At 70.3% G+C, this 22,665-nt stretch carries 23 protein-coding genes, 1 tRNA gene and 1 riboswitch; of the genes, 10 read left to right on the forward strand and 14 right to left on the reverse strand.

The window, feature by feature from the left end:
• Positions 1-7: 7 nt before the first annotated feature.
• The 3 genes from GCN81_RS07970 to GCN81_RS07980 all read right to left on the reverse strand — a co-directional run bounded on the left by GCN81_RS07970 (position 8) and on the right by GCN81_RS07980 (position 3,387).
• Positions 8-607: a 2'-5' RNA ligase family protein gene (locus tag GCN81_RS07970; protein WP_156723107.1), complete on the reverse strand. Its 600-nt coding sequence runs from the start codon at positions 605-607 to the stop codon at positions 8-10.
• Between the two features lie 70 nt (positions 608-677).
• Positions 678-1,691 (reverse strand): tryptophan--tRNA ligase, encoded by a 1,014-nt coding sequence (gene trpS / locus GCN81_RS07975; RefSeq protein ID WP_156723109.1) that lies wholly within the window; start codon positions 1,689-1,691, stop codon positions 678-680.
• Between the two features lie 247 nt (positions 1,692-1,938).
• A complete protein-coding gene (locus tag GCN81_RS07980) occupies positions 1,939-3,387 on the reverse strand; it encodes a glycine hydroxymethyltransferase (RefSeq protein ID WP_156723111.1) in 1,449 nt (482 codons plus the stop codon).
• A 33-nt stretch (positions 3,388-3,420) separates the two neighbouring features.
• A riboswitch (ZMP/ZTP riboswitch) is annotated at positions 3,421-3,507 on the reverse strand.
• A gap of 217 nt (positions 3,508-3,724) precedes the next feature.
• On the opposite strand from GCN81_RS07980, the gene rocD reads away from it, so the two are divergent.
• Positions 3,725-4,909, forward strand: a complete 1,185-nt coding sequence (rocD, locus tag GCN81_RS07985) for an ornithine--oxo-acid transaminase (RefSeq protein ID WP_156723423.1) — start codon at positions 3,725-3,727, stop codon at positions 4,907-4,909.
• A 91-nt stretch (positions 4,910-5,000) separates the two neighbouring features.
• Positions 5,001-5,735 (forward strand): polysaccharide deacetylase family protein, encoded by a 735-nt coding sequence (locus GCN81_RS07990; protein ID WP_156723113.1) that lies wholly within the window; start codon positions 5,001-5,003, stop codon positions 5,733-5,735.
• 113 nt (positions 5,736-5,848) lie between these two features.
• Here GCN81_RS07990 and GCN81_RS07995 read toward each other — a convergent pair whose 3' ends face one another.
• Positions 5,849-6,160, reverse strand: coding sequence for a hypothetical protein (locus GCN81_RS07995; RefSeq protein WP_156723115.1), 312 nt, complete (start codon positions 6,158-6,160; stop codon positions 5,849-5,851).
• Between the two features lie 50 nt (positions 6,161-6,210).
• Complete coding sequence (pdxR, locus tag GCN81_RS08000; RefSeq protein WP_156723116.1) at positions 6,211-7,605, reverse strand: MocR-like pyridoxine biosynthesis transcription factor PdxR; 1,395 nt, start codon at positions 7,603-7,605, stop codon at positions 6,211-6,213.
• A gap of 47 nt (positions 7,606-7,652) precedes the next feature.
• Here pdxR and GCN81_RS08005 point away from each other — a divergent pair, with 47 nt between their 5' ends.
• The gene (locus GCN81_RS08005; RefSeq protein WP_156723118.1) at positions 7,653-8,138 is read left to right on the forward strand and encodes a carboxymuconolactone decarboxylase family protein; all 486 of its coding nucleotides are present in this window, start codon (positions 7,653-7,655) and stop codon (positions 8,136-8,138) included.
• A 19-nt stretch (positions 8,139-8,157) separates the two neighbouring features.
• On the forward strand, positions 8,158-8,895 hold the full coding sequence (locus GCN81_RS08010) for an isocitrate lyase/PEP mutase family protein (RefSeq protein WP_156723120.1): 738 nt from the start codon (positions 8,158-8,160) through the stop codon (positions 8,893-8,895).
• A 19-nt stretch (positions 8,896-8,914) separates the two neighbouring features.
• Here the strand turns inward: GCN81_RS08010 and GCN81_RS08015 are convergent, their stop codons facing one another.
• Positions 8,915-9,499: a DinB family protein gene (locus GCN81_RS08015; RefSeq protein WP_156723122.1), complete on the reverse strand. Its 585-nt coding sequence runs from the start codon at positions 9,497-9,499 to the stop codon at positions 8,915-8,917.
• Complete coding sequence (locus GCN81_RS08020) at positions 9,496-10,815, reverse strand: MFS transporter (RefSeq protein WP_156723124.1); 1,320 nt, start codon at positions 10,813-10,815, stop codon at positions 9,496-9,498. The genes GCN81_RS08015 and GCN81_RS08020 overlap by 4 nt, the downstream gene beginning before the upstream one ends.
• An 89-nt stretch (positions 10,816-10,904) precedes the next feature.
• Here GCN81_RS08020 and GCN81_RS08025 point away from each other — a divergent pair, with 89 nt between their 5' ends.
• On the forward strand, positions 10,905-11,891 hold the full coding sequence (locus tag GCN81_RS08025) for an ArsR/SmtB family transcription factor (protein ID WP_156723126.1): 987 nt from the start codon (positions 10,905-10,907) through the stop codon (positions 11,889-11,891).
• Positions 11,892-12,279: 388 nt separating this feature from the next.
• Here the strand turns inward: GCN81_RS08025 and GCN81_RS08030 are convergent, their stop codons facing one another.
• Positions 12,280-13,803 carry an outer membrane protein assembly factor BamB family protein gene (locus GCN81_RS08030; protein WP_197287523.1) on the reverse strand — a complete coding sequence of 508 codons (1,524 nt, stop codon included), beginning with the start codon at positions 13,801-13,803 and terminating at the stop codon, positions 12,280-12,282.
• A gap of 334 nt (positions 13,804-14,137) precedes the next feature.
• The gene (locus GCN81_RS31775) at positions 14,138-14,398 is read right to left on the reverse strand and encodes a hypothetical protein (protein ID WP_197287524.1); all 261 of its coding nucleotides are present in this window, start codon (positions 14,396-14,398) and stop codon (positions 14,138-14,140) included.
• Positions 14,399-14,870: 472 nt separating this feature from the next.
• Between GCN81_RS31775 and GCN81_RS08035 the strand changes: the two genes are divergently transcribed.
• A tRNA-Ala gene (locus GCN81_RS08035) sits at positions 14,871-14,944 on the forward strand.
• Between the two features lie 144 nt (positions 14,945-15,088).
• On the opposite strand, the gene GCN81_RS08040 is transcribed toward GCN81_RS08035, so the two are convergent.
• Positions 15,089-15,364, reverse strand: coding sequence for a hypothetical protein (locus tag GCN81_RS08040; protein ID WP_156723129.1), 276 nt, complete (start codon positions 15,362-15,364; stop codon positions 15,089-15,091).
• On the reverse strand, positions 15,361-15,693 hold the full coding sequence (locus GCN81_RS08045) for a hypothetical protein (protein ID WP_156723131.1): 333 nt from the start codon (positions 15,691-15,693) through the stop codon (positions 15,361-15,363). The genes GCN81_RS08040 and GCN81_RS08045 overlap by 4 nt, the downstream gene beginning before the upstream one ends.
• A gap of 181 nt (positions 15,694-15,874) precedes the next feature.
• On the opposite strand from GCN81_RS08045, the gene GCN81_RS08050 reads away from it, so the two are divergent.
• Together GCN81_RS08050 and GCN81_RS08055 are read left to right on the forward strand one after the other, a co-directional pair.
• Positions 15,875-16,165, forward strand: coding sequence for a GntR family transcriptional regulator (locus GCN81_RS08050; protein ID WP_156723133.1), 291 nt, complete (start codon positions 15,875-15,877; stop codon positions 16,163-16,165).
• A gap of 75 nt (positions 16,166-16,240) precedes the next feature.
• A complete protein-coding gene (locus GCN81_RS08055; protein WP_156723135.1) occupies positions 16,241-17,224 on the forward strand; it encodes a YihY/virulence factor BrkB family protein in 984 nt (327 codons plus the stop codon).
• Here the strand turns inward: GCN81_RS08055 and GCN81_RS08060 are convergent.
• Positions 17,154-18,461 carry a D-alanyl-D-alanine carboxypeptidase family protein gene (locus GCN81_RS08060; protein WP_231626480.1) on the reverse strand — a complete coding sequence of 436 codons (1,308 nt, stop codon included), beginning with the start codon at positions 18,459-18,461 and terminating at the stop codon, positions 17,154-17,156. The genes GCN81_RS08055 and GCN81_RS08060 overlap by 71 nt on opposite strands.
• Positions 18,462-18,549: 88 nt before the next feature.
• On the opposite strand from GCN81_RS08060, the gene GCN81_RS32255 reads away from it, so the two are divergent.
• The gene (locus GCN81_RS32255) at positions 18,550-18,792 is read left to right on the forward strand and encodes an SCO4848 family membrane protein (RefSeq protein ID WP_231626484.1); all 243 of its coding nucleotides are present in this window, start codon (positions 18,550-18,552) and stop codon (positions 18,790-18,792) included.
• A 12-nt stretch (positions 18,793-18,804) separates the two neighbouring features.
• On the forward strand, positions 18,805-20,127 hold the full coding sequence (locus GCN81_RS08065) for a metallophosphoesterase (RefSeq protein WP_156723138.1): 1,323 nt from the start codon (positions 18,805-18,807) through the stop codon (positions 20,125-20,127).
• Here GCN81_RS08065 and GCN81_RS08070 read toward each other — a convergent pair.
• The gene (locus GCN81_RS08070) at positions 20,113-20,868 is read right to left on the reverse strand and encodes a response regulator (protein WP_156723140.1); all 756 of its coding nucleotides are present in this window, start codon (positions 20,866-20,868) and stop codon (positions 20,113-20,115) included. The two genes, GCN81_RS08065 and GCN81_RS08070, sit on opposite strands and share 15 nt — an antisense overlap.
• On the reverse strand, positions 20,865-22,559 hold the full coding sequence (locus tag GCN81_RS08075) for an ATP-binding protein (protein WP_156723142.1): 1,695 nt from the start codon (positions 22,557-22,559) through the stop codon (positions 20,865-20,867). Before GCN81_RS08075 ends, GCN81_RS08070 begins: the two co-directional genes overlap by 4 nt.
• Between the last annotated feature and the right edge of the window lie 106 nt (positions 22,560-22,665).

A 22,665-nucleotide genomic window follows, 5' to 3' on the forward strand; every position in this document is an offset into this window, starting at 1 on the left:
GGCTGTGTCAGTGGGCGGGGAGCGTACCCCGAGGCGCTGACGGGGCCTCGGCCTCTGGGGCGTCGGCTTGCGCGGGGACCGTCGGGGAGCCGAAGCCGAACTCGCGGAGCATGCGCCAGACGCCGTCGGGCCCCTGCTCGTACAGGGCGAACCCGGTGCAGGACCAGTCGGCGGCGTACTCGCTGAGCTCGTCGTACGCCCGGTCCATCGCCTCGTCGGCGATGCCGTGCGCCACCGTGACATGCGGGTGGTACGGGAACTGCAGCTCCCGGGCGACCGGGCCCGACGCGTCCCTGACCTGCTTCTGTAGCCAGGTGCAGGCCGCGGCGCCCTCGGCGACCTGGACGAAGACGACCGGCGACAGCGGCCGGAAGGTGCCGGTGCCGTACAGCCGCATCGGGAAGGGGCGGGACGCGCCCGCCACCTCCGCGAGATGCGCCTCGATGGCGGGCACCGACGTGGCCGCTACCTCGGTCGGGGGGAGCAGGGTGACGTGGGTGGGGATGCCGTATGCCGCGGGGTCGCCGAAGCCCGCTCGCCGCTCCTGGAGCAGGCTGCCATAGGGCTCCGGGACCGCGATCGAAACGCCGAGCGTTACGGTCCCCACGTCGTTCTCCTCCATGTGCGGTCGTCGCGTGCTGGTGGTGGTGGCGGTGCTGGTGCTGGTGTTGGTCCGGTCAGTGCTTGGCGGGCAGGAAGCCCACCTTGTCGTACGCCTGGGCGAGGGACTCCGCGGCGACGGCCCTGGCCTTTTCCGCGCCCTTGGCGAGGATCGAGTCCAGCGTCTCCGGGTCGTCCAGGTACTCCTGGGTGCGAGCGCGGAACGGTGTGACGAACTCCACCATCACCTCGGCGAGGTCCGTCTTCAGCGCACCGTAGCCCTTGCCCTCGTACTTCTGCTCAAGTTCCGGAATTCCGGTGTCCGTGAGGGTGGAGTAGATGGTGAGGAGGTTGCTGATACCCGGCTTGTGCTCGGCGTCGAAGCGGATCTCGGACCCGGTGTCGGTGACCGCGCTCTTGATCTTCTTGGCCGTGGTCTTGGGCTCGTCGAGCAGGTTGACCAGGCCCTTGGGCGTGGAGGCGGACTTGCTCATCTTGACCGCCGGGTCCTGGAGGTCGTAGATCTTGGCGACCTCCTTGACGATGTGCGGGGCCGGGACCGTGAAGGTCTGTCCGAAACGCGTGTTGAAGCGCTCGGCGAGGTCGCGGGTGAGCTCGACGTGCTGGCGCTGGTCCTCGCCGACCGGGACCTGGTCGGCCTGGTAGAGGAGGATGTCGGCGACCTGGAGTACCGGGTAGGTGAACAGTCCGACGGTGGCGCGGTCCGCGCCCTGCTTGGCGGACTTGTCCTTGAACTGCGTCATCCGGGAGGCCTCGCCGAAACCGGTGAGGCAGTTCATCACCCAGCCGAGCTGCGTGTGCTCGGGGACGTGGCTCTGGATGAAGAGGGTGCAGCGCTCGGGGTCGAGACCGGCCGCCAGCAGTTGGGCGGCGGCGAGCCGGGTGTTGGCGCGCAGCTCGGCCGGATCCTGCGGAATGGTGATCGCGTGCAGGTCGACGACCATGTAGAACGCGTCATGGGATTCCTGCAGGGCGACGTACTGACGGATCGCACCGAGGTAGTTCCCGAGGTGGAACGAACCTGCGGTGGGCTGGATACCGGAGAGCGCGCGGGGACGATCAGAGGCCATGCGCTCATTCTCTCAGGTGCCGTGGCCGGTTCGGGCTCAGGTGGCCGGTGCCGGGCCGCCGACGAGCGGCGGAGCGTGGGGAATGAGACGGGGAACACATGGGGGAGCGCGCGGGGGCGCGCGGGGAGCACGGACGGGCGGCGGGCGGACGGGCGGACGGGCAGACGGGCTGACGGGCAGACGGGCGGGCGGGGCGCTGGTACTGGTGCGCCTCCGCCCGTCCGCCGCTGCCGCCGCTGCTGTCCGCTCAGCTCAGGTCGATGCCCGGGTAGAGCGGGAAGTCCGTGAGCAGGTCGGTGGCTCGCTGGGAGATCTCGTCCGCGGTCTTCGGGTCCAGCACGTACTGCGCCTTGGAGGGCGCGCCCTTGCTGGTGGTGCCGGGCTTGGCGACGGTGAGCGCGGTGTCGATCAGCGCGGCGATCTCGTCCATCTCCCGCGCCCCGAGCCCGCGCGTGGTCAGCGCGGGGGTGCCGATGCGGATGCCGGAGGTGTACCAGGCGCCGTTGGGGTCGGCCGGGATGGCGTTGCGGTTGGTGACCACGCCCGAGTCGAGGAGGGCGGATTCGGCCTGGCGGCCGGTGAGGCCGTAGGAGGAGGCGACGTCGATCAGGTTGAGGTGGTTGTCGGTGCCGCCGGTGACGAGGGTCGCGCCCCGGCGCATCAGGCCGTCGGCCAGCGCGCGGGAGTTGTCGACGACCCGCTGGGCGTAGCCCTGGAAGGAGGGCTGACGGGCCTCGGCGAGCGCCACGGCCTTGGCCGCCATCACATGCGGCAGCGGACCCCCGAGCACCATCGGGCAGCCACGGTCGACCTGGTCGGCCAGCGTGGAGTCACACAGGACCATGCCGCCGCGCGGGCCGCGCAGGGACTTGTGGGTGGTGGTGGTCACGATCTGCGCGTGCGGTACGGGGTCGAAGTCGCCGGTCAGGACCTTGCCCGCGACCAGGCCAGCGAAGTGGGCCATGTCCACCATCAGGGTCGCGCCCACCTCGTCGGCGATCTCCCGCATGATCCGGAAGTTCACCAGCCGGGGGTAGGCCGAGTAACCCGCCACGATGATCATGGGCCGGAACTCGCGGGCGGTCTTGCGCAGGGCCTCGTAGTCCAGCAGGCCGGAGGCCGGGTCGGTGCCGTAGCTGCGCTGGTCGAACATCTTGCCTGAGATGTTGGGGCGGAAGCCGTGGGTGAGGTGGCCGCCCGCGTCCAGGGACATGCCGAGCATGCGCTGGTTGCCGAGCTCGCCGCGGAGTTCGGCCCAGTCCTGCTCGGAGAGGTCGTTGACCTGGCGGGCGCCCGCGCGCTCCAGGGCGGGGGCCTCGACGCGCTGGGCGAGTACGGCCCAGAAGGCGACGAGGTTGGCGTCGATGCCGGAGTGCGGCTGGGCGTAGGCGTGCTGGGCGCCGAAGAGTTCGCGGGCGTGTTCGGCGGCGAGGGCCTCGACGGTGTCGACGTTGCGGCAGCCCGCATAAAAGCGGCGGCCGACGGTGCCCTCGGCGTACTTGTCGCTCAGCCAGTTGCCCATGGTGAGCAGCGTGGCGGGGGACGCGTAGTTCTCGCTGGCGATCAGCTTGAGCATCTCGCGCTGGTCGGCGAGCTCCTGGCTGATGGCGTCGGCGACGCGCGGCTCGACCCCGCGGATCACTTCGAGGGCGTTACGGAAGGCGGGGGACGCGGCGGGATGGGTGGGCTCTGGCATGACGGACGGACCTCCGGACGTGACGTTCGTACACGGGTCGGCCCAGGCGCGCGGCACACAGTTCAAGGACCGCTCCCCGATGGTCCATCCCATCCCAGCACGCCAGTCACGATCCTGGGGGCAGACTACCCGGCGACGCCGGGCGAGGTTTCTTCGTCCAGCATGCGAGCGACGATAGAAAGTGGGCACCACCCCCGCCCCACACCGCGGAACCACCTGCCCCACATCACATCGCAGAACGAACGGAGATCCCGTGTCTCGTACGACTGCAACAGGCCAGCCGTCCTCGACGGCGGACGCCACGGCGAATGCCACGGCGAGCGCCACGGCGAATGCCATCGCCGCGACCGAGGCCCACAGCGCGCACAACTACCACCCGCTGCCCGTCGTCGTCGCGACGGGCGACGGCGCGTGGTTGACGGATGTCGAGGGCCGTCGCTATCTCGACATGCTCGCCGGGTACTCGGCGCTGAACTTCGGCCACGGCAACCCGCGGCTGATCGACGCGGCCAAGGCCCAGCTGGAGAGGGTCACGCTCACTTCGCGGGCCTTCCATCACGACCGGTTCGCGGACTTCTGTACGCGGTTGGCCGAGCTGTGCGGCATGGAGATGGTGCTGCCGATGAACACCGGGGCGGAGGCGGTGGAGACCGCGGTGAAGACCGCCCGGAAGTGGGGGTATCGCGTCAAGGGCGTCAAGGAGGGCGCCGCGAAGATCGTCGTCGCCGGGAACAACTTCCATGGCCGGACGACCACGATCATCAGCTTCTCGACCGACCGGGAGGCCAGGCTCGACTTCGGGCCCTACACGCCGGGCTTCGAGATCGTGCCGTACGGCGACCTGACGGCGATGGAGAAGGCGGTCTCGGAGAACACCGTGGCCGTACTGCTCGAACCCATCCAGGGCGAGGCCGGCGTGCTGGTGCCCCCGGCCGGTTACCTGGCGGGGGTGCGTGAGCTGACGCGGGAGCGGAACGTCCTGTTCATCGCGGACGAGATCCAGTCCGGTCTGGGGCGTACGGGCCGGACCTTCGCCTGTGAGCATGAGGGTGTCGTGCCCGATATGTACGTCCTGGGCAAGGCGCTGGGCGGGGGTGTGGTGCCGGTCTCCGCGGTGGTGTCCAGCGCGGAGGTGCTCGGGGTGTTCCGGCCGGGCGAGCATGGTTCGACCTTTGGCGGAAACCCGCTGGCCTGTGCGGTGGGTCTTGAGGTGGTCGCGATGCTGCGGACCGGCGAGTTCCAGCAGCGGGCCACCGAACTGGGCGAGCATCTGCACCGCGAGCTGGGGCTGCTCACCGGCACCGGGGCGGTACGTGAGGTGCGCGGGCGCGGGCTGTGGGCTGGCGTGGACATCGACCCGGTGTACGGCACGGGCCGGGAGATCTCCGAGAAGCTGATGGCCAAGGGGGTGTTGGTCAAGGACACCCATGGCTCGACGATCCGGATCGCGCCGCCGCTGGTGATCAGCAAGGAGGACCTGGACTGGGGGCTCGACCAGCTGCGGGCGGTGCTGGCGGGCTGATCTCACCGGTGGGGGAGGGCGGCGAGGGCGGCGTGTGAGGCCGAATTCGGGGCGTTGACAGCAGAGTTGGTCTGGACCAATGATGCGGCTCATGCGGAGAACCCGAGTAACCCGAGTAACACTCGCCGTCCTCGTACCCGTTCTGATGCTCCTGGGCCTCGCTGGCCCGGCAGCGGCGGCCGGTGCCGCTTCGGCGCCAGGCGAGTCGGTGCCTGGCGGGTCGGCCTGGCCGGAGCCCGTCCCCGTCGTCACCAAGGTCGACACCGAAGACCCGGTCGTCTTCATCACGATCGACGACGGCTGGGGCGCCGACCAGGCCGCCGGAGCGCGCAAGCTCCTGATGGACCGCCAGATCCCGGCCTCGCTCTTCCTGCTGCCCGGCGCGTATGAGGCGTACCCGGAGTACTACCGCTCGCTGCTGGCGAGCGGGCCCTCCCGGGTCGAGAACCACACCGTCAACCACCCCGACCTGACCAAGCTCAGCTACCAGGACCAGCGCGCGGAGCTGTGCGACGCCCGCGACCGGCAACTGGCCGCCTTCGGCGACAGCCCCCGCCTCTTCCGCCCCTCGGGCGGGGCGACGTACCCCTGGCCCTTCTACAACGAGGACACCCGGAAGGTCGCCCGCGCCTGTGGCGCCGAGGCCCTGGTGATGTGGAGCCAGGACCTGTCCTGGGGCCAGCAGCCCACCGGTGAGCTGGAGTCGGGGGACATCATCCTGCTGCACATGGGCCCGACGCTGGAGGCCGACCTGACCCGCGCACTCGACGCCGCGGACGCGGCGGGCCTCAAGCCCGCGAACCTGCGGCAGTACGTAGCCGACTGACACCGAGCCGTACGGCCCGCGCGGTTCGCACCGAGCCGTACGGCCCGCGCGGCTCGCACGGTCCGCGCGGGACCCGGGGCGCCGCGTCGCCGCCCCGGGTCCCGCGACGCGCTCTAACCAGGCTTGTTGAAGGTGCCGCCCTTGGCCCAGCCCTTCTTCTTCTTGCCCTTGTAGTACCACTCCGGGTCCGAGACGACGCCCTTGATCTTGAGACTCGAGGAGTCCGACACCTTGGTCTTGTCCGAGTCCGAGCAGTACTTCTTGTTGATCACGCGATAGCCGCGGCCCGCGCGGAAGTCGTCCTCGTCCACGCAGTACTTCTTGGTGCTGGAGCCGCACGCCGCGAGTGCGGTCATCAGGACAGCCGTCGCGGTGAGCACCACGCCACCCGTCTTCAGCTGCCGGTTGCGTTGACGCCTCGTCATATCTCTGCCATCCCCCGTGGTTGGTTGCGTGTGTTCGAGCCCAGCATGCCCTACGGCAGCACCCCGCACAGCGCGTCCAGCGCCCCCGCCCACGCGTGGTCCGGGGGTGTCCCATAGCCGACGACCACCGCGTCGCGCGCGGGCAGATCGGCGTCCGGGTGGCGGAACCGGCTGAGGCCGAGGACGCCGAGCCGCTGCCAGGCGGCCCCGCGCAGCACCGACTGCTCGGTGCCCGGCGGGAGTTCGAGCACCGCGTGCAACCCGGCCGCGATCCCGCTCACCGTCACCTCCGGCGCGCGCTCTCGCACCGCCGCCACCAGTTGGTCGCGCCGCCTGCGGTAGCGCAGCCGGGCGCCGCGCACATGGCGGTCGTACGCCCCCGAGGTCAGGAACTCCGCGAGCGTCAGCTGGTCCAGGGTCCCGCAGGCCCAGTCCTCGGGTCCCTTGGCCTTGGCCACGGGGGACGCGAGGGAGCCGGGCAGCACCATCCAGCCCAGCCGCAGTCCCGGCGCCAGGGACTTGCTGGCCGTCCCCATGTAGACCACCCGGTCCGGGTCCAGGCTCTGCAACGCGCCGACCAACTGACCGTCGTACCGGAACTCGCCGTCGTAGTCGTCCTCCAGGATCAGCCCGCCGCCGCGCCGCGCCCACTCCACGGCCTCCGCCCGCCGCCCCGGCGACAGCGGCATCCCCATCGGGAACTGGTGCGCGGGCGTCAGCAGCACCGCCCCCGGCCGCATCGCCGCCAGCTCCTCGGTACGGGTACCGAGGAGGTCGAACGCCAAGGGCGGCAGCCGCAACCCCGCCGACCTCAGCACGTCCCAGTGCACATCGAGCCCGTACGAATCCACCGCGACCTCCCGCACCCGGCGCTCCCGCAGCACCTTCGCCACCAGCGCCAGCCCGTGCGCGAAGCCGGAGCAGACGACGATCCGGTCCGGGTCGGCGTAGACGCCACGGGCCCGCGCCAGATAGTCGGCGAGCGCGGTACGCAGCTCGACGCGCCCGCGCGGATCGCCGTAGCCGAGCGCCTCGTTGGGCGCCGCGGCCAGCGCGCGCCGGGCGGCCTTGAGCCACTCGGCGCGCGGGAACGAGGCGAGGTCGGGGGAGCCGGGCAGCAGGTTGTACGTCACCGGGCCGCTGCTCCGCGGCGGCAGCGGCGCCGCGAGGGGCCGGGGCACCGACCGCTCGGCGACCCGCGTCCCCGAGCCCTGCCGCGCGGTCAGCCACCCCTCGGCCACCAGGTCCGCGTACGCATCAGCCACCGTGTTGCGCGCGATGCCCAGGTCAACGGCGAGCGAACGCGAGGAGGGCAGCCGGGTGCCGGGGGCGAGCCGCCCGCCGCGTACGGCTTCGCGCAGGGCGTCGGTCAGCCCCTTCCGTACGCCTGAAGTGCCCACGTCCAGATGCAGATCGACGCCGAGATTGGCCCAGTTTTCCGGCATGGAAATGGACCATACCCTTGGGCTGCCCCGCCGCTAAGTTCGTACCCATGACCACGCATTACGCACCCGAGCACACCCCACGATTCGACTGGGCCAAGAACGCCCCCGAGGTCTACCGGGCCATGGCGAGGTTCGAGGCCACCGCCGCGAAAGGAGTGGACCCCGTCATCGCCGAACTGGTCAAGATCCGCGCCTCGCAGCTCAACCACTGCGCGTTCTGCCTCGACATGCACACCAAGGACGCCCTCGACCAGGGCGAGACCGTCGAGCGGATCATCCAGCTCAGCGCCTGGCAGGAGTCCCAGCACTTCTACACGGCCAAGGAGCTCGCGGCGATCGAGCTGACCGAGGCGGTCACCGTCCTCACCGACGGCTTCGTACCGGACGAGGTCTACGCGAAGGCCGCCGAGCACTTCGACGAGCAGGAGCTGTCCCATCTGCTCGCCCAGATCATCACGATCAACGCCTGGAACCGCTTCGCCGTCAGCACCCGTATGGTCCCGGGCCACTACAAGCCCGGCGACTTCAAGTAGAGACGGACGCGAGATAGCTATGGCTGTGCCGGTGGACACCTTCCGGACCTTGCACCACGACCGCGCCCCCGGCGACCCGCTGGTCCTGCCAGGCCCCTGGGACGCCGCCAGCGCCCGGGTCTTCGAGGAGGCCGGTTTCCCGGCCCTCGCGACGCCCAGCGCCGGAATCGCGGCCTCCCTCGGCTACGAGGACGGGTCCACGCCCGCCGAGGAGATGTTCGCGGCGGTGACCCGGATCGTACGGGCCGTCTCCGTACCGGTCTCAGCGGACATCGAGTCCGGCTACGGCCTCGCTCCCAAGGAGCTGGTCGCACGGGTCCTGGACACCGGCGCGGTCGGCATAAACCTTGAGGACTCAGTCGACGGCGTCCTCAAGGACCCGCGGCGCCACGCGGACTGGCTGGCGGAGGTAAGGGCCGAGGCGGGGGATCGGCTCTTCCTCAACGCACGCGTGGACACGTTCGTACGGGGGTCGGCCGATCCCGTGACGGCGGCGATCACCCGGGCACGCCTGTACGTGGCGGCCGGGGCGGACTGCGTCTACCCGATCCTGGCCCCGCCCGAGGCGCTGCCAGAGCTGCGGGCGGCCATCGACGGCCCCCTCAACGCGTTCGCGGGCCCCGACGGTTCGAGCGTGCGCACGCTGGGCGAGGCAGGCGCGACCCGCATCACGTTCGGCCCCGGCCTGCAACGGGCAGCGATGGCTTCACTGGCGGAAGCGGCCCGCGAACTGACTCCGCGCCCCTTCGGCCCCTGAGGCTGCCTGGTATGTCCGACTAAGCCTTTATGGATGCGGCCGTCCTGGCGGCCCGCTCGATCTTCGCGCGGTAGGCGGCACGGGCTTCCTCATCGATCTGCTGCTCGTGTTCGGCGCGCAGCCCGGTCCGGCCGTCGAGGCCCTCGCGCAGGATGTCGGCGTGCCCGGCGTGCCGGATGGACTCGCCGAGGACGTGGACCATGATGGCGAACAGGTTCGTGTTGGGATAAGGCTCCGGCCACCACGGCACGTGGCCGGGGGCGTCGAGGGGAAGCTCATTGATCGTCGCGTCCGAGTGTTCCCACGTACGCCGGTAGAACCCGATGATCTGATCGCGGGTCTCGTCCTCGGCCGCCCACTGGTCGCTGCCGTCGGAGTCCTGCCACCGGGGCAGCGGTTCCGGGGAGGGGCGGTCGAAGACCTCGCCGAAGTACCTGGCCTCGACGGTGGCCACGTGTTTGACCAGGCCGAGGAGGTTGGTCCCGGTCGCTGTCAAAGGTCGGCGGGCGTCGTATTCGGACAAGCCGTCGAGTTTCCAGAGCAGCGCCTCGCGGTCCCGCCGCAGTCTCCCGTGCAGGTTGTCCTTCGCGAATTTATCGGTCATGCGGCATGAACCTTCCATGGGTTGTTCGTGGTCTCAAGATCCCGTTGGGTAGTTCGGGACGGGGACCGGGGACCGGGATGTGTGGGCGGGTGCCAGGTGAGAATCCAGCTGGCGGTGAGCGCCGCCGCGCAGCCTGCCAGGGCGATGGCGCGGCCTGTTCCGATGCCTGCGGCCACCGAGCCGAAGCAGACTGGCCCGACGCCCTGTAGCGTCATGCTGCCGGAGCCGAGCAGGCCGAAGGCCTGGCCCTGGCCATGCTGTGGCAGGGCGTCCAGGAACGGCCGTTGCAGGCCGAGACCGTAGGCGAATCCGAAGCCGCAGAGCAGCAGCAGACAGGACGAGACGCCCACTCCGGGTTCGGCAGCGAAGCCGACCAGCGGCAGTCCCATCAGCGCAATCAACGGGACGACCAGTCGCTCCCGGGTGGGCGGCCGTAGCAGCCGACCGACCAGCAGGTCACCGACCAGCATGCCGACCGGCAGGCAGCCCATCAGCACCGCGTACCAGCCGGGCGCGAAGTGGCGTCCTCCCGCGTAGGCGACGATCAGGCCTTCCGCGCCCGCTACGAACGCGGGCGGTAGCCACTGGGCCAGCATCAGTCGTCGCACCGTGCGCCCGCGCAGCAGCAGACCTGCACCGTGCAGGCTTGCCCGGACGGCCCCGCCATCGCCCCGAGCGCTGCCGGGAATGCCGCCGAACTCTCCCAGCTGCAGCCGGGGCAGCCGGATGCGGACAGCGAGCGCGCAGCCGAGGTAGAGCGCGGCGCTCAGCGCGAGCGCCCGGCGCGGGCCGAGTACCGCGACGACCGCACCTCCCAGCGCCAGACCGAACAACTGCGCGCCAGAGGCAGCGATGTTGTTCAGTGAACGGCCCAGCACATAGGCGTCGCCCTCCAGCCACTGCGCGACCAGACGGCTCGACGCGCCGCCGAACACCGGTGTGGCGAGGGCGACCAGCGCCACCACACCCAGGCTTGCCGCGATCGGCATCCGCACCAGGGCGAGCAGCAGGGCGGCGGCGCACTCCAACGCGTAGCCGCCAGTGATGAGCGCGCGGGGCGGCAGTCGGTCAGCCAGTGAGCCCAGCAGCAGCGAGCCGAACAACTGCGGGAGAAAGCCGATGCCGAAGGCCACGGCGCTCAACAGCGCGGAGCCGGTGGCCGCGAAGACCAGCACCGAGAACGTGGTGATCCGCAGCGAGCCCGCGGTGATCGCGACGATGCGGGTCGAGAAGAGCAGCCGGAAACGCGGCTCGGCCAACACCTCCCGGTAGGTGGCACGGTGGCTGCCCTGCGCGGGTCCGGCGGTCGGGGTCATGGCGCCCAGCCTCGACGTGCGCCCACGCCACTCACCAATGATTCGTCGCTGGACGAATCGGAACAGACGTCCCGCGGTAGCCTGGCAGGGTGCTGCGCTTCGAAGTCTCCGTCGAGGACCTGCTGCGCAGCCGCTTCGCACTGTCGCCCGCGATGGACCTCTGCTTCCTGCTGCGCTCGCTCGCCGGCCAGGACCGGCCGCTGCCGCGAGCCTGGGCCACCCGGCTCCTGCCGGCCTTTGAACGGCTGCGCCGCGAGACCGACTTGAACGCCGCCCTCGCTCTGCAGATCCCGCAAGGCGGACCGAACTTCATCGCCCCGCCCCCGCGCGGCCTCAACCAGACCTGGGCGGACGACCTGGCCGTGATCAGGGCCACACCACGGGAAGCGGCCCGCCACGAATTCGCCACCGCCGCCACCGCCACCGGTCCGTCCGCCCGTGATCCCCGCGTACGCGCGGTGCTGGACTCGCCGGACGCCGTCTCCAGGATCGCCGCGGCGATGGACCAGGCGTGGCACGAGCTGCTCGCCACGGACTGGCCGCAACTGCGCGCGATCTGTGAGCGCGATGTCGTGCACCAGGTGGGGGTGATCGGCGAACACGGCTGGGCCACGACGATCGAGAGCCTGCACCCGAGCATCGCCTGGCAAGCCGGCGGCATCGAGGTCGGCCACTTCCCCCAAGTCGGAACAGTCCGCCTCGCCGGGGACGGGCTCTTGCTGATCCCTTCGGTCTTCGTCGGGAACATCGCCGCCCACCTGGAAGACCCCTGGCCCAGAACCCTGATCTACCGTGCCCGCGGCACCGCCGCCCTGTGGGGAGAACAGGAGACCATCCCCCGACCGGACGCGCTGACCGCTCTGGTCGGCCGGGCCCGAGCCCGGCTGCTGGTAGCTCTGGACGCCCCGGCCAGTACGAGCCACCTCGCCCGAAGCCTCGCCATGGCACCCGGCGCGGTAGGAGACCACCTCGCCATCCTGCGAGGCGCGGGGCTGCTCGTCCGCGCCCGGTCCGGACGGTCGGTGCTCTACTGCCGCACCCCGCTCGGCGAGGCACTGGTCGCCGGTTCGGGCTGAGGGCTCAGATTCAGCACTGCTTTCTGAGGCGCCGCCAGCAGATGTGCGCAGTTGAGGGCGAGGAAGGTCTGGGGGATGTCGGCGTGGGTCCAGGACCGAGGACGGCGCCAGCGCTACCGCGAGATGAAGCAGGCCTCCGGGACGAGAGCCACAGCTACGGCAAGCGGCAGCTGGATCAGGCAAGTTGAACCGTTCGACATCAGTCGCATGGCGCGGGCCTGCGGCAGAACTGCTCCTTCTCTACCGGCTTGGCCGCTTTGAGTTCGGCCACCAACTGCTCAACGCTACGCCCGGCCATCCGCTCTTCCAGACCTGGGAACGGGTCGTCATCATTCGCGGCGGCGCGTTCTGTCAGGGGCGGGTCCCCGCGGCCGGCTGTCAGTCGGCGTCAGTCGACGGCGAAGCCGATCGCCAGATAGTCCTCGCGGCCGGGCAGAGTCTCCGTGTCGCTCATCCGGTCGTCTGAGATGAACAGCCGTCCGTTCCCGTAGCGGAACTCGGTCCCCTCGTCCGGGAAGTTGAAGCTGGTCTCCGCCTGGCGTACGGAGCCCTCTGCCGGGTTCTCCAGCAGGAGCGTCTCCTTCATCGTCCGGGAGTCGAGGGACACGACCTGTCCGCCCTTCTCGTAGGACGGGGTCCGGTACGCTATGACGTTGCTCCCGTCCATCTGCAGGGGGTAGATCTTGCCTCGCTCACCCGCGTCGGCCTTGGGACCCGAGAGCTTGCCGGTCTTCAGGTCGAAGCCGACGATTTCGTTGGTCTGGCCGGACTCACTGTTGCCGGAGTGCTGGGTGGTCGCGACATAGAGCTTGCCGTTGCCGACGGTCATGGCTACGCAGCGCTCCACGCTGATCGCCCCCTCACAGTGGAACTCGTACAGGTCATCCATCAAGCTCAGCTTGGTGAGCAGCTCGCCCTCGTCGTCGAAGGAAAAGACGTCCACGGGACTGGCCTCGCCGATGGCCGCGCGCGGGTCCTCCACGGCGACGGCGACCGGATCGGTGGAGACGACCGAGGCGTACTCGAGTCCGGCCGGCAGCCGGTAGCTCCACTCGGGCCTGCCGTCCTTCTTGAGGAGCTGGACCTCGATCCTCGTATCCTCGTACTCACCGCACTTGCGGATCGCGATGAGCTGCGCGCCGCCGCCGTACCCGGCGTCCGCGCAGCTGTCCGTGACCTTCGGCTTCCAGAGGTTCTTTCCGGTGGAGATGTCGTACGCCGCACCGCCGCCCGTGCCTCCCGCCGCGGCGATGTTCCCGCTGACGGTGATCTCCTCGAACTCCACCTTCTTGGTGCCGCCGGAGACCGTGTGGGTCCACAGCTCCTTGCCCGCCGCGAGGTCGATGGCCGTGACCTCGGTGCACAACGTGTCCGCGTCCGCGTAATCGCTCTCCTTCTTCGGCCACTTGTTCTGGTGGACGATCGCCGTCAGGTCGTCCTCGTTGACGTGGCGACTCGCCGCGCACACCGGGCCCGGGAGCTCGATGATCCACTTCTCCTCGCCGGTGGCCAGGTCATAACCGGCGACCCCCTTGTCGTTGCTCTTGGCGTAGACGTCGCCGGTGAGCCAGGCGCCCCTGGCGTCCCAGAGAATGTCCTCGGGGATCTCGGGCGTCACCTCCCGGAGGAGCACCTTGGCGCTGGTGTTGGAGGGTGCCTCCTCTTTGCCGCCGGTACCGCCGCCCTCGGTGTCCTCCTTGCCGCCGTCCTTGCCCGCCGAACTCTTGGCCTCATCCGTCTTGCCCTGGTCGTCACCGGACTTCGATGCGTACAGCACGCCGCCGCCGACGACCAGGGCCACCGCCACCACCGCGGCGATGACGACCGTCGTCGCTGAGTTGAACCTCTTGCCACCGCTACCCCCACCGGGGCCCGCCGGTCCCGGTCCCGGTCCTGGCGGCTGCATCGGCATGGTGGGCTGCTGCTGGTATGCCCCGTAGTGCGGCGGTTGCGCCAGGGCACCGTAAACAGGCTGGTCCCCGGCATCCGTCGGCTGCTGCGATGGGGGCAGGGCGGGCGGCTGCGGCGACTGGGTGGGCGGCGGCATCTGGGGGTAGCCGTAACCGGGCCCGGGGCCTTGAGGGTTGCCGAATCCTCCGGGCGGGGGGTCCTGCGGGGGGCCGAAGCCACCGGGTGGCGGCTGATTGGGCGGGGGAAGCGGCGACTGCGTCATGACTTTGTCTACTTTCGGGAACGCGACAGAGGGAGTGCTGGTGAGCGAGGCTTCGTCAGGGAGTTCAGGGAGTTCAGGGAGCCGGGAGTTTCGCCTTCCCCGGGCCGCAGCCGATGCGTTCGAACTCCGCCTCGACGTAGGCTGGCAGCAGGACACGGACGAAGTCTGAGTCGGGTCGACGATCGTCGACATCCGTATCCTTCGGGCGGCCGTCACGGCCCGACGCGCAGGTGCGGGCCGTCGCCCCGCCCTCGCCGCCGACACGCTCCAGGTCCTTGCGGTATGTGGCGGGGAGCTGGAGGCCCTTCACCCCGCAGAAGGTGTCCGGCTTCACGCCCTCCCACCCGGGCAGGGCCGGCAGTTTCTCCGGCGACCGGTAGGTGCCGGAGCCAGTCCGATACCAATTGCGAAGACCGCGCCCGCCAGCAATCCGCCGACCACGCTGAGGCGGTTCCGCCCGCCGCCAGCCATGACTTCCCCCTTGTGACCTTGCCAAGCCAGAGCAAACGCACCAGATGCTACGTGCCACCGCCGCCGTCGCAGGAGGCGGGGCGTCACACCGTGATGTTGCTGTCCGGGTCGGTGGTGCGGCGGAATCGCAGCTGGGAGAGGTCGTGTGCGGCGGCCAGCGCTTTGCGTCTCCCTCGTACGGTGGAGACCGTGACGGTAGGGGAAGTTGTGTCGGGGCGCCTGAACTTGGGTTCTGGCTCAACTTCCGTGACGCGGACACCCTGAGTGATCTGTCGTCGCCTTCGAATATTCGAGAGCGGCAGGGTGCGGGTGGCTCGTATGATCACGAGCGGGATGGGGCTCGTAGCGCAGCGGTTGTCGCGCCTTCACCGCATGTGGGAGGACGCCGGTTCGAATCCGGCCGGCTCCATCCCACCTCTTACCTGGTAGCGGCCGGTTGCTTCCGAATCCCACACCGGGGGCCAAACAGTCCCCATCAGCGGGAGACCGACGCGTACATCTTCGAGGCGATCGAGAAGGAAGTCGGCTGACCTCGCCCCAGGACCGGCCCCGCTTACCGGCCCCGCTTCGGGTGTGATGCCGGTGCCGGGGTGGTACACCCGTCGCGGTGGCTGTAGTTGACCAGGGGTGCGCCCGTCCCCCGGTCGTGGATGTGGCGCTCGTACGGCTCGTCCGGCTTGATGGTCCGGTCGCAGCGGCAGCAGATCGCCGAAGGGCTCCGTAGTGCGTTCGCGAGGCGCTGGCCGTGCGGGCACAGGTCCGGGGCGGTGCGGCACGCGGTGCATGCGGCGGCGTGGTCGAGCAGCGCGACGTAGGCCTCGTCGCTCACGCCGCTGCCTCCGTGCCGATCAGGTGGTCGTCGAGGTCGATGCCGAAGTCGGCTGCGAGTACGAGGGCGAGGCGTCGGCGGCGCCGCCTGGCACGTTCTTGCCGCTCCTCGTATGCCGCGAGGTACGGGCGGACCAGTGCGGTGTCCTCGCCGTTGAGTGGTGTGTCCAGTCCGTACGGGGAGCGGGCGCGGGCTGCGTGTTGTCGGGGTGCGGCGGGAGCGGGGCGCGAGGGCGCGGGGAGTGCGGCGGGGCGGGTGCGGTGTCGGCCGTGCCCCCGCAGGCCGAACTCCAGGCTCGCCCACAGGATTAGGGCATGGATAATGCGCATTGCTGACAGCTCCTCTATGGCTACGGCTGTTGGCCACGCCCCCGGACGTTCGCCGCGTCGCGGGGGTCTTCTCGTTTCGCAGCGTAAGGCAACTTGTATCGCCCTGTCTCGCCCTGAGTCGAGACGAGTCGATACGTATCTCAAAGGGTCGATCTGTGGTCATCCGCGTAACGTCGAGATCATGACCGCAGATCCGAACGCCGAGATCGATCACGTCGGCCCGGTGACCCCATACCGACAGCTCGCCGAGATCCTGCGCGCCCGCATCGCCCGTGGGGATTGGGCGCCGGGTCGTCCGATCGCGTCAGAGACCCGGTTGGTGCAGGAGTACGGCCTTGCTCGGTCGACGGTGCGACGGGCGATCGCGGTGCTTGTCGACGACGGGGTCGTGTGGACGGTGCAGGGGCGCGGCACTTACGTTGCCGAGCAACTACCGGGCGAGGCGCCCGAAGGCGGCGGCGCCGCCGACTGACGTACGGCGTGCCGCGACGCGCCGACGTGGGCTTCGGCGCGTGGTCAGGACTGTGCTGGCTGGGATTCTGGGCGCATGGACTGGCTGAAGAAGCTCCCCGTGATCGGGCCGATCGTCTCGTGGCTGATGACCACTCACGCGTGGCGCTCGTACGAGACCTTGGACCGCGCCCACTGGACGCGGCTGGCCGCCGCGATGACCTTCACCAGCTTCGTCGCCCTCTTTCCGCTGCTCACCGTCGCCGCCGCCATCGCCGCCGCGACCCTCAGTACCCAGCAGCAACAGGAGCTTCAGGACAAGCTGACCGAGCAGGTGCCGGGCATCTCCGAGCAGCTCGACATCGAGGCGCTGGTGCAGAACGCCGCGACGGTGGGCCTGGTCGCGGCCTTGCTGCTGCTGGTCACCGGTATCAGCTGGGTCGGCTCGATGCGGGAGTCGCTGCGCGCCGTCTGGGGCTTGGAGGACACGGACGAGAACGTATTCGTGCGCAAGCTCAAGGACGCGGGTGTGCTGTTCGGTCTCGGTCTCACCGGGCTCGTCTCGCTCGCCGCGTCGGCGATCGGCAACACCGCGGTGTTCTGGTTCGTACGGGAGGTCGGGCTCGACGACGAGGGGCCGGTCGGCTGGCTGCTGGTGGTCGCCGTACTCGGGTTCGCCGTACTCGCGGCCTTCCTGATCCTGCTCTACGTGCTGACCCTGCTGCCCGGCGTGCACCCGCCGCACCGCCGCCTGGTCGTCGCCGCGCTGATCGGCGCGGTCGGCTTCGAGCTCCTCAAGGCGCTGCTCGGCGGCTATATGAAGGGCGTCGCGGCGAAGTCGATGTACGGGGCGTTCGGGGTGCCCATCGCGCTGCTGCTGTGGATCAACTTCATGGCGAAGGTGCTGCTCTTCTGCGCCGCGTGGACGGCGACGAATCCGGAAGAGGAACCGGAAGAGGAAGAGGGAGAGGGAGAGGAAACGGAGGCGGAGACGGAAGCGGAGGCAGACGTCAGCGGCGAAGGCGGAGGCGGAGCCCGCGACGGCGACGGGCCAAAGCAGGCACCGGCCAACGGCGGTTGACCAGGAACATCCCGGCCCCGACCAGCGCGAGCACCCCGCCGACGACCGCGAGCGCGATCCCCAGACCGCCGGAGCCCCCCTGCCCGGTCGCCGCGACCGCCGTCGAGTCCTTCTCGTCCTGCTCGCCGCCCTTGCCCTTGCCCTGGCCGTTGTCGTGGCCGGGTGCCGGGGCGGCGTCCGACTGCTTGGTGTCCACGTTCTGCGGCGGGACCAGCTCGCCCACCGGCGTGACCTTCCCGGACGCGGCGAAGCCCCAGTCAAGCAGCCGCGCCGTCTCCTTGTAGACGGCGCCGCTTTCCTCCGAGTCCGGGTTCATCACGGTGACCAGGAGCACCGTGCCGTCCCGTTCGGCGACGCCCGTGAACGTCGTACCGGCGTGCGTGGTGGAGCCGTTCTTGATGCCCGCGATGCCCGGGTACGGCGTCACTCCGCTCGCGCCCGTCAGCAGCCGGTTGGTGTTCTGGATCTCGAAGGGCTTGCCCTTCTTGCCGCCCTTCTTCTCCACACCGGGGAACTTGGCGGTCGCCGTGGCGGCGTACTCGCGGAAGTCCTTCTTCTGCATCCCGGAGCGGGCGATCAGGGTGAGGTCGTACGCGCTGGAGACCTGGCCCTTGGCGTCGTAACCGTCCGGGTTGACCACATGGGTGTCGAGCGCCTGGAGCTCCTGGGCGCGCTTGTTCATGTCCCGTACGGTCTTCTCCTTGCCGCCGTTCATGGCGCACAGGACGTGTACGGCGTCGTTGCCGGAGCGCAGGAAGGCCCCCAGCCACAGGTCATGCGCGGTGTACGTCTGGTTCTCCTTGATACCGACCAGGCTGCTGCCCGACCCCATGCCCTCCAGGTCCGACGGGTCGACCTTGTGCTCCCGGGTCTTGGGGAACTTCGGCAGCAGGGTGTCCGCGAGAAGCATCTTCATGGTGCTCGCCGGAGCCAGCCGCCAGTGCGCGTTGTGCGCGGCGAGCACCTCGCCCGACTGGGCGTCCGCGACGATCCAGGAGCGTGCTGTCAGCTTCTCCTTCTTCGGCAGCACCGGAGCCTCGCCGCCCCCCAGGTCCACCTGGGTGCCGGGCTGACCCAGCCGGGTACCGCCGACCGTCGACATGGTGGCCGGTGGTTTCGGCTTCTTGTCGTCCTGGTCCTTGTCCGGCTTCTCGTCCGCGAGTGCGGGAACGGCGACGGACATGGCCAGCAAACTGGCAGAAGCGGCCACGGTGGCGATCTTCTTGAAGGCGTGCACGGTCGAGAACGTACAGGGTGTGGCAGAGGAAGCCAGCCCCGGCGCACCCCGACGGCTCCACAGAACGGACAGTAGCGATACTGGCCCTATGAAGCTCAGCCGCTCCCTGTCCTGGTTCCTGCTCGCCTTCGGGGTGTGGAGCTGGGGCATCTGGGTCACTTTCGTCAAGAATCTATGGAAGGACGCGAGCGGCCTCGCCTTCGACGACGCCGGTGATCCGACGGGGTACTTCTGGGTGCATCTGCTGCTCGCTGTAACGTCCTTTGTCTTGGGGACGGTGGTCGGGGGCATTGGGTTCCGATCGCTGAGAGTGCTGCGCCGAACGTCATAGGGAGTGACTCAAGTGATCGTTCTGGGAGTGCTCGTCGCGCTTGCCGTGCTCTCGGTCCTGGCTGGCCTGCACTGGTACGTCTGGCGCAGGCTGGTCCGCGACACCACGGCACCCGGGGGCCTGGGCCGCCGCGCCGGTACGGCGGTGTTCGTGGCCGGTCCGCTGCTGATGGTCGGCGCGCTGGTGGGCGGGCGGGCCGGGCTGCCGTTCCGGCTCCAGCAGGTGCTGGCCTGGCCCGGCTACCTGTGGCTGGCGCTCGCGCTGTACGTACTGCTGGCGCTGCTGGTGGGCGAGGCCGTACGGCCGTTGCTGCGGAGGTTCCTGGAGCGGCGAGCCGCGGCGAGGGCCGAGGCCGTGACCGAGGCCGAGCCTGCCGTGGAGGACGCGCCGGTACGGGAGGCCCAGCCGGTCGCGGCGCGCGGCGGCGAGAACGCACCCGCATCCGCGCCCGCACCCGCATCGGAGCCCGCACCCGAACCCGCGCCCGCTGCCCCATCCACCCTCGCCGACCCCTCCCGCCGCCTGTTCGTCTCCCGGGTGGTCGCGGGCGCGGCCCTCGCCGCAGGCGTCGGCACCGTCGGCTACGGCACGTACGGCGTGCTGCGCGGACCGAGCGTCAAGAACGTGACCGTACCCCTGGCCAAGCTGGGCCGCCGCGCCCACGGATACCGCATCGCGGTGGTCAGCGACATCCACATCGGCCCGGTCCTGGGCCGCGCCCACACCCAGCGCATCGTCGACACCATCAACGCCCAGCAGCCCGACCTGGTCGCCGTCGTGGGCGACCTGGTGGACGGCACGGTGGCGGACCTCGGCCCGGCGGCCGAGCCGCTGGCCCAGCTGCGGTCGCGGCACGGCTCGTACTTCGTCACCGGCAACCACGAGTACTTCTCCGGCGCCGAGGAATGGGTCGACCACGTCCGCGAACTCGGCCTGCGCCCACTGGAGAACGCCCGCGTCGAGCTGGGCGCCTTCGACCTCGCGGGCGTCAACGACATCGCGGGCGAGAACGAGGGCCAGGGCCCCGACTACGACAAGGCACTCGGCGACCGCGACACCACCCGCGCCTCCGTACTCCTCGCCCACCAGCCCGTCGCCATCCATGACGCGGTACGGCACGGAGTGGACCTGCAACTGTCCGGGCACACCCACGGCGGCCAGATGTGGCCCGGCAACCTCATCGCCGACCTCGCCAACCCCACCCTCGCCGGACTCGAACGCTACGGCGACACCCAGCTCTACGTCACCCGGGGCGCGGGTACCTGGGGCCCGCCGGTGCGTGTGGGCGCGCCCTCGGACATCACCGTGGTCACCCTGGCGTCACGGCAGTCCTGAGCCCCGGTGGTACCGGCGTTCGGGGCGGCCCGTGGTGCCGTAGCGCAGGGTGACGACCGCCCGGCCGGTGGAGACGAAGAACTCCAGGTAGCGGCGGGCGCTGACCCGGGAGAGGCCGCTGTGCGCGGCGCACTCGGAGGCGGAGACGCCGTCGGGGTGGGAGGCGAGGGCGCTGGCCACCAGTTCGGCGGTCTGCGCCGTGACGCCCTTGGGCAGGCGCGTGGCGGGGCCCAGCATCGTGGCGACGGGGGCGGGCGTGGAGGAGGGCGTGGGCTCCGGTGGCGGCGCGGGTGCGTCGTTGGGGGGCGTGCCGAAGACGCGGTCGACGTCGGCCTGGCCGGGCGTGGCGATGGTCGCGAGCTGCTGGTGGCGCTGGGCGTAGTGCTCCAGGCGTTCCCGCAGTACGGGAGCCTCGAAGGGCTTGATGATGTAGTGCACGGCGCCCCCGCGCAGCGCCCCGCGTACGGTCTCGGCGTCCTGCGCGGCCGTCACCACGAGTACGTCGACCTCGGCCGGTGGTGTCTGGCCTCGGCGGAGTTCGCGCAGTACGTCCAGGCCGCTCATGTCCGGCAGGTAGATGTCGAGCAGCATCAGGTCGGGGCGGAGCTCCTGGACCGCGGTCAGGGCGTCCCGGCCGCTGCGGGCCTCGCCGACCACGGTGAATCCGGGGACCCGCTCCACCAGCTTGCTGTGCAGCCGGGCGACCATGAAGTCGTCGTCGACGACGAGTACGCGGATCATGAGGGGACTCCTTCGCTTCCTCGTATGCCTTTGCCTTCAGGTCTGCCGTCAGCTGCCGCTCGTTCTGATGCTGCCGCGCGTGGCAGGATCGCCCGGAACTCCGCCCCGTCCGCCGCGACCGAGCCGCCCCGCCGCGTACACACCAACCGCACGATGGCCAGGCCAAGCCCTCGCTGCCCGCCTCTGGCCGCCGTCTTGGTGGTGAAGCCGTGCCGGAAGATCTCCTCGGTCAGCTCGGGGGCGACGCCGGGGCCCGAGTCCCGTACCCGGATCTCGATCTCCGGCTCCCGCTCGGTCAGCTCCACCTCGACCCAACTGCCGGGTCCCGTGTTGCGTACCGCGTCGAGCGCGTTGTCCACCAGGTTGCCGACCACGGTCACCAGGTCGGAGGCGAGGGAGTCGTCGTCCACCGGACCCAGCCCGCCGCTGCCGGTGAGCCGCAGCGTGGCACCCTGCTCGGCGGCGAGGCTCGACTTGGCGATCAGCAGCGCGGCCAGCGAGGGGTCGGTGACCTTGGAGATCACCTCGGCCGTACGCCGGGTGTGGGTGCCGCAGATCCCGCGCACATAGCGGGCGACCTCCGGGTACTCCTCCAACTCCACCAGGCCCGCGATCACATGGAGCTGGTTGTGGAACTCGTGCGCCTGGGCGCGCAGCGTGTTGGTGGCGCTGCGAGTGGTGTCCAACTCGCTGCGGAGCGCGACCAGTTCGGTGAGGTCCCGCATCGTGGTCACGGAGCCGTGGGTCACGGAGTTGTGGGGCACGGAGCCGTTCGCCCCCGCCTTGGCGACCAGCGGCATGCGGTTGACCGTCAGCATCCGGTCCCCGGCGATCACGACCTGGTCAGCGCCCCCGACCCGCCCGGTGAGCACATCGTGCAGCGCGGGATCGACGGCCAGCTCCCGGAGCGTGCGCCCCGGCGCGTCGGGCGGCAGCCGCAGCAGGTCTACGGCGGTGTCGTTGGCGAGCGTCACCCTGCCCTGCCCGTCCAGGCCGATCACGCCCTCCTTGATGCCGTGCAGCATCGCCTCGCGGTGCTCCACCAGGGCGGTGATCTCCTGCGGCTCCAGGCCCAGCGTCTGTCGTTTGATCCGCCGCGAGAGCAGCACCGAGCCCGCGGCGCCCAGCGCGCTGGCGATGCCCAGGTAGACCAGCAGATACGGCGCGGCGGTGGCGATCCGCGCCCCGAGATCAGGGTAGGAACGCCCGGCGACCACGGCCCCGAGCAACCGGCCTCGCTCCCCGAACACCGGTACATGCGCCTCCACCGCGTCCCGTCCTGCTGGCTCGGCGCTGCCCACCCAGGACCGGCCGGAGAGCACGCCACTGGGGCCCACGGAGAGCGGCTTCCCGATCCGTCGCGGGTCGATGTCGGTGAGTACCTGCCGGTCGGTGCCGGTGATGATCACGTACGAGGCCCCCGAGACGCTGCGCGCGCTCTCCGCGGTGGGTTGCAGGATGCCCTGCTCCTCGGTGTCGGCCAGACCGACCCGTACGGCGTCGGTGGAGGCGACGGTCTCGGCGACGCTCAGCAGCCGACGGCCCTCGGCTCGGCGGAACTCCGCGTTGGACTGGGCCACCGACACGGCCGCGATGACGCCGAGCACCACCACGATCAGGGCCAGTTGCAAGGCGAGGAACTGACCGGCGAGGGACAGCCGGGGCGCGAGAATCCGGGGTACCCGGAGCATCCGGGGCACCCGGGGGATGCAGGATATTCGGGATACCAGGGGTATGCGGGATATTCGCCGCATCTCGTCCCCTTCGTCTCGGCCTGCCTGTCGCATTGCGCGCGGT

Source organism: Streptomyces apocyni (assembly GCF_009739465.1).
Classification (GTDB): Bacteria; Actinomycetota; Actinomycetes; order Streptomycetales; family Streptomycetaceae; genus Streptomyces; species Streptomyces apocyni.

Coding starts and splice junctions, on each gene's coding strand:
- pdxR (WP_156723116.1), bottom strand. CDS start 7,605: ATGCCGGAAAACTGGGCCAATCTCGGCGTCGATCTGCATCTGGACGTG.
- GCN81_RS08050 (WP_156723133.1), top strand. CDS start 15,875: ATGACCGCAGATCCGAACGCCGAGATCGATCACGTCGGCCCGGTGACC.
- GCN81_RS08075 (WP_156723142.1), bottom strand. CDS start 22,559: ATGCTCCGGGTACCCCGGATTCTCGCGCCCCGGCTGTCCCTCGCCGGT.
- GCN81_RS08045 (WP_156723131.1), bottom strand. CDS start 15,693: ATGCGCATTATCCATGCCCTAATCCTGTGGGCGAGCCTGGAGTTCGGC.
- GCN81_RS08015 (WP_156723122.1), bottom strand. CDS start 9,499: ATGACCGATAAATTCGCGAAGGACAACCTGCACGGGAGACTGCGGCGG.
- GCN81_RS08030 (WP_197287523.1), bottom strand. CDS start 13,803: ATGCCGATGCAGCCGCCAGGACCGGGACCGGGACCGGCGGGCCCCGGT.
- trpS (WP_156723109.1), bottom strand. CDS start 1,691: ATGGCCTCTGATCGTCCCCGCGCGCTCTCCGGTATCCAGCCCACCGCA.
- GCN81_RS08010 (WP_156723120.1), top strand. CDS start 8,158: ATGGCTGTGCCGGTGGACACCTTCCGGACCTTGCACCACGACCGCGCC.
- GCN81_RS08020 (WP_156723124.1), bottom strand. CDS start 10,815: ATGACCCCGACCGCCGGACCCGCGCAGGGCAGCCACCGTGCCACCTAC.
- GCN81_RS07980 (WP_156723111.1), bottom strand. CDS start 3,387: ATGCCAGAGCCCACCCATCCCGCCGCGTCCCCCGCCTTCCGTAACGCC.
- GCN81_RS08070 (WP_156723140.1), bottom strand. CDS start 20,868: ATGATCCGCGTACTCGTCGTCGACGACGACTTCATGGTCGCCCGGCTG.
- GCN81_RS32255 (WP_231626484.1), top strand. CDS start 18,550: ATGAAGCTCAGCCGCTCCCTGTCCTGGTTCCTGCTCGCCTTCGGGGTG.
- GCN81_RS07990 (WP_156723113.1), top strand. CDS start 5,001: ATGCGGAGAACCCGAGTAACCCGAGTAACACTCGCCGTCCTCGTACCC.
- GCN81_RS08005 (WP_156723118.1), top strand. CDS start 7,653: ATGACCACGCATTACGCACCCGAGCACACCCCACGATTCGACTGGGCC.
- GCN81_RS07995 (WP_156723115.1), bottom strand. CDS start 6,160: ATGACGAGGCGTCAACGCAACCGGCAGCTGAAGACGGGTGGCGTGGTG.
- GCN81_RS08055 (WP_156723135.1), top strand. CDS start 16,241: ATGGACTGGCTGAAGAAGCTCCCCGTGATCGGGCCGATCGTCTCGTGG.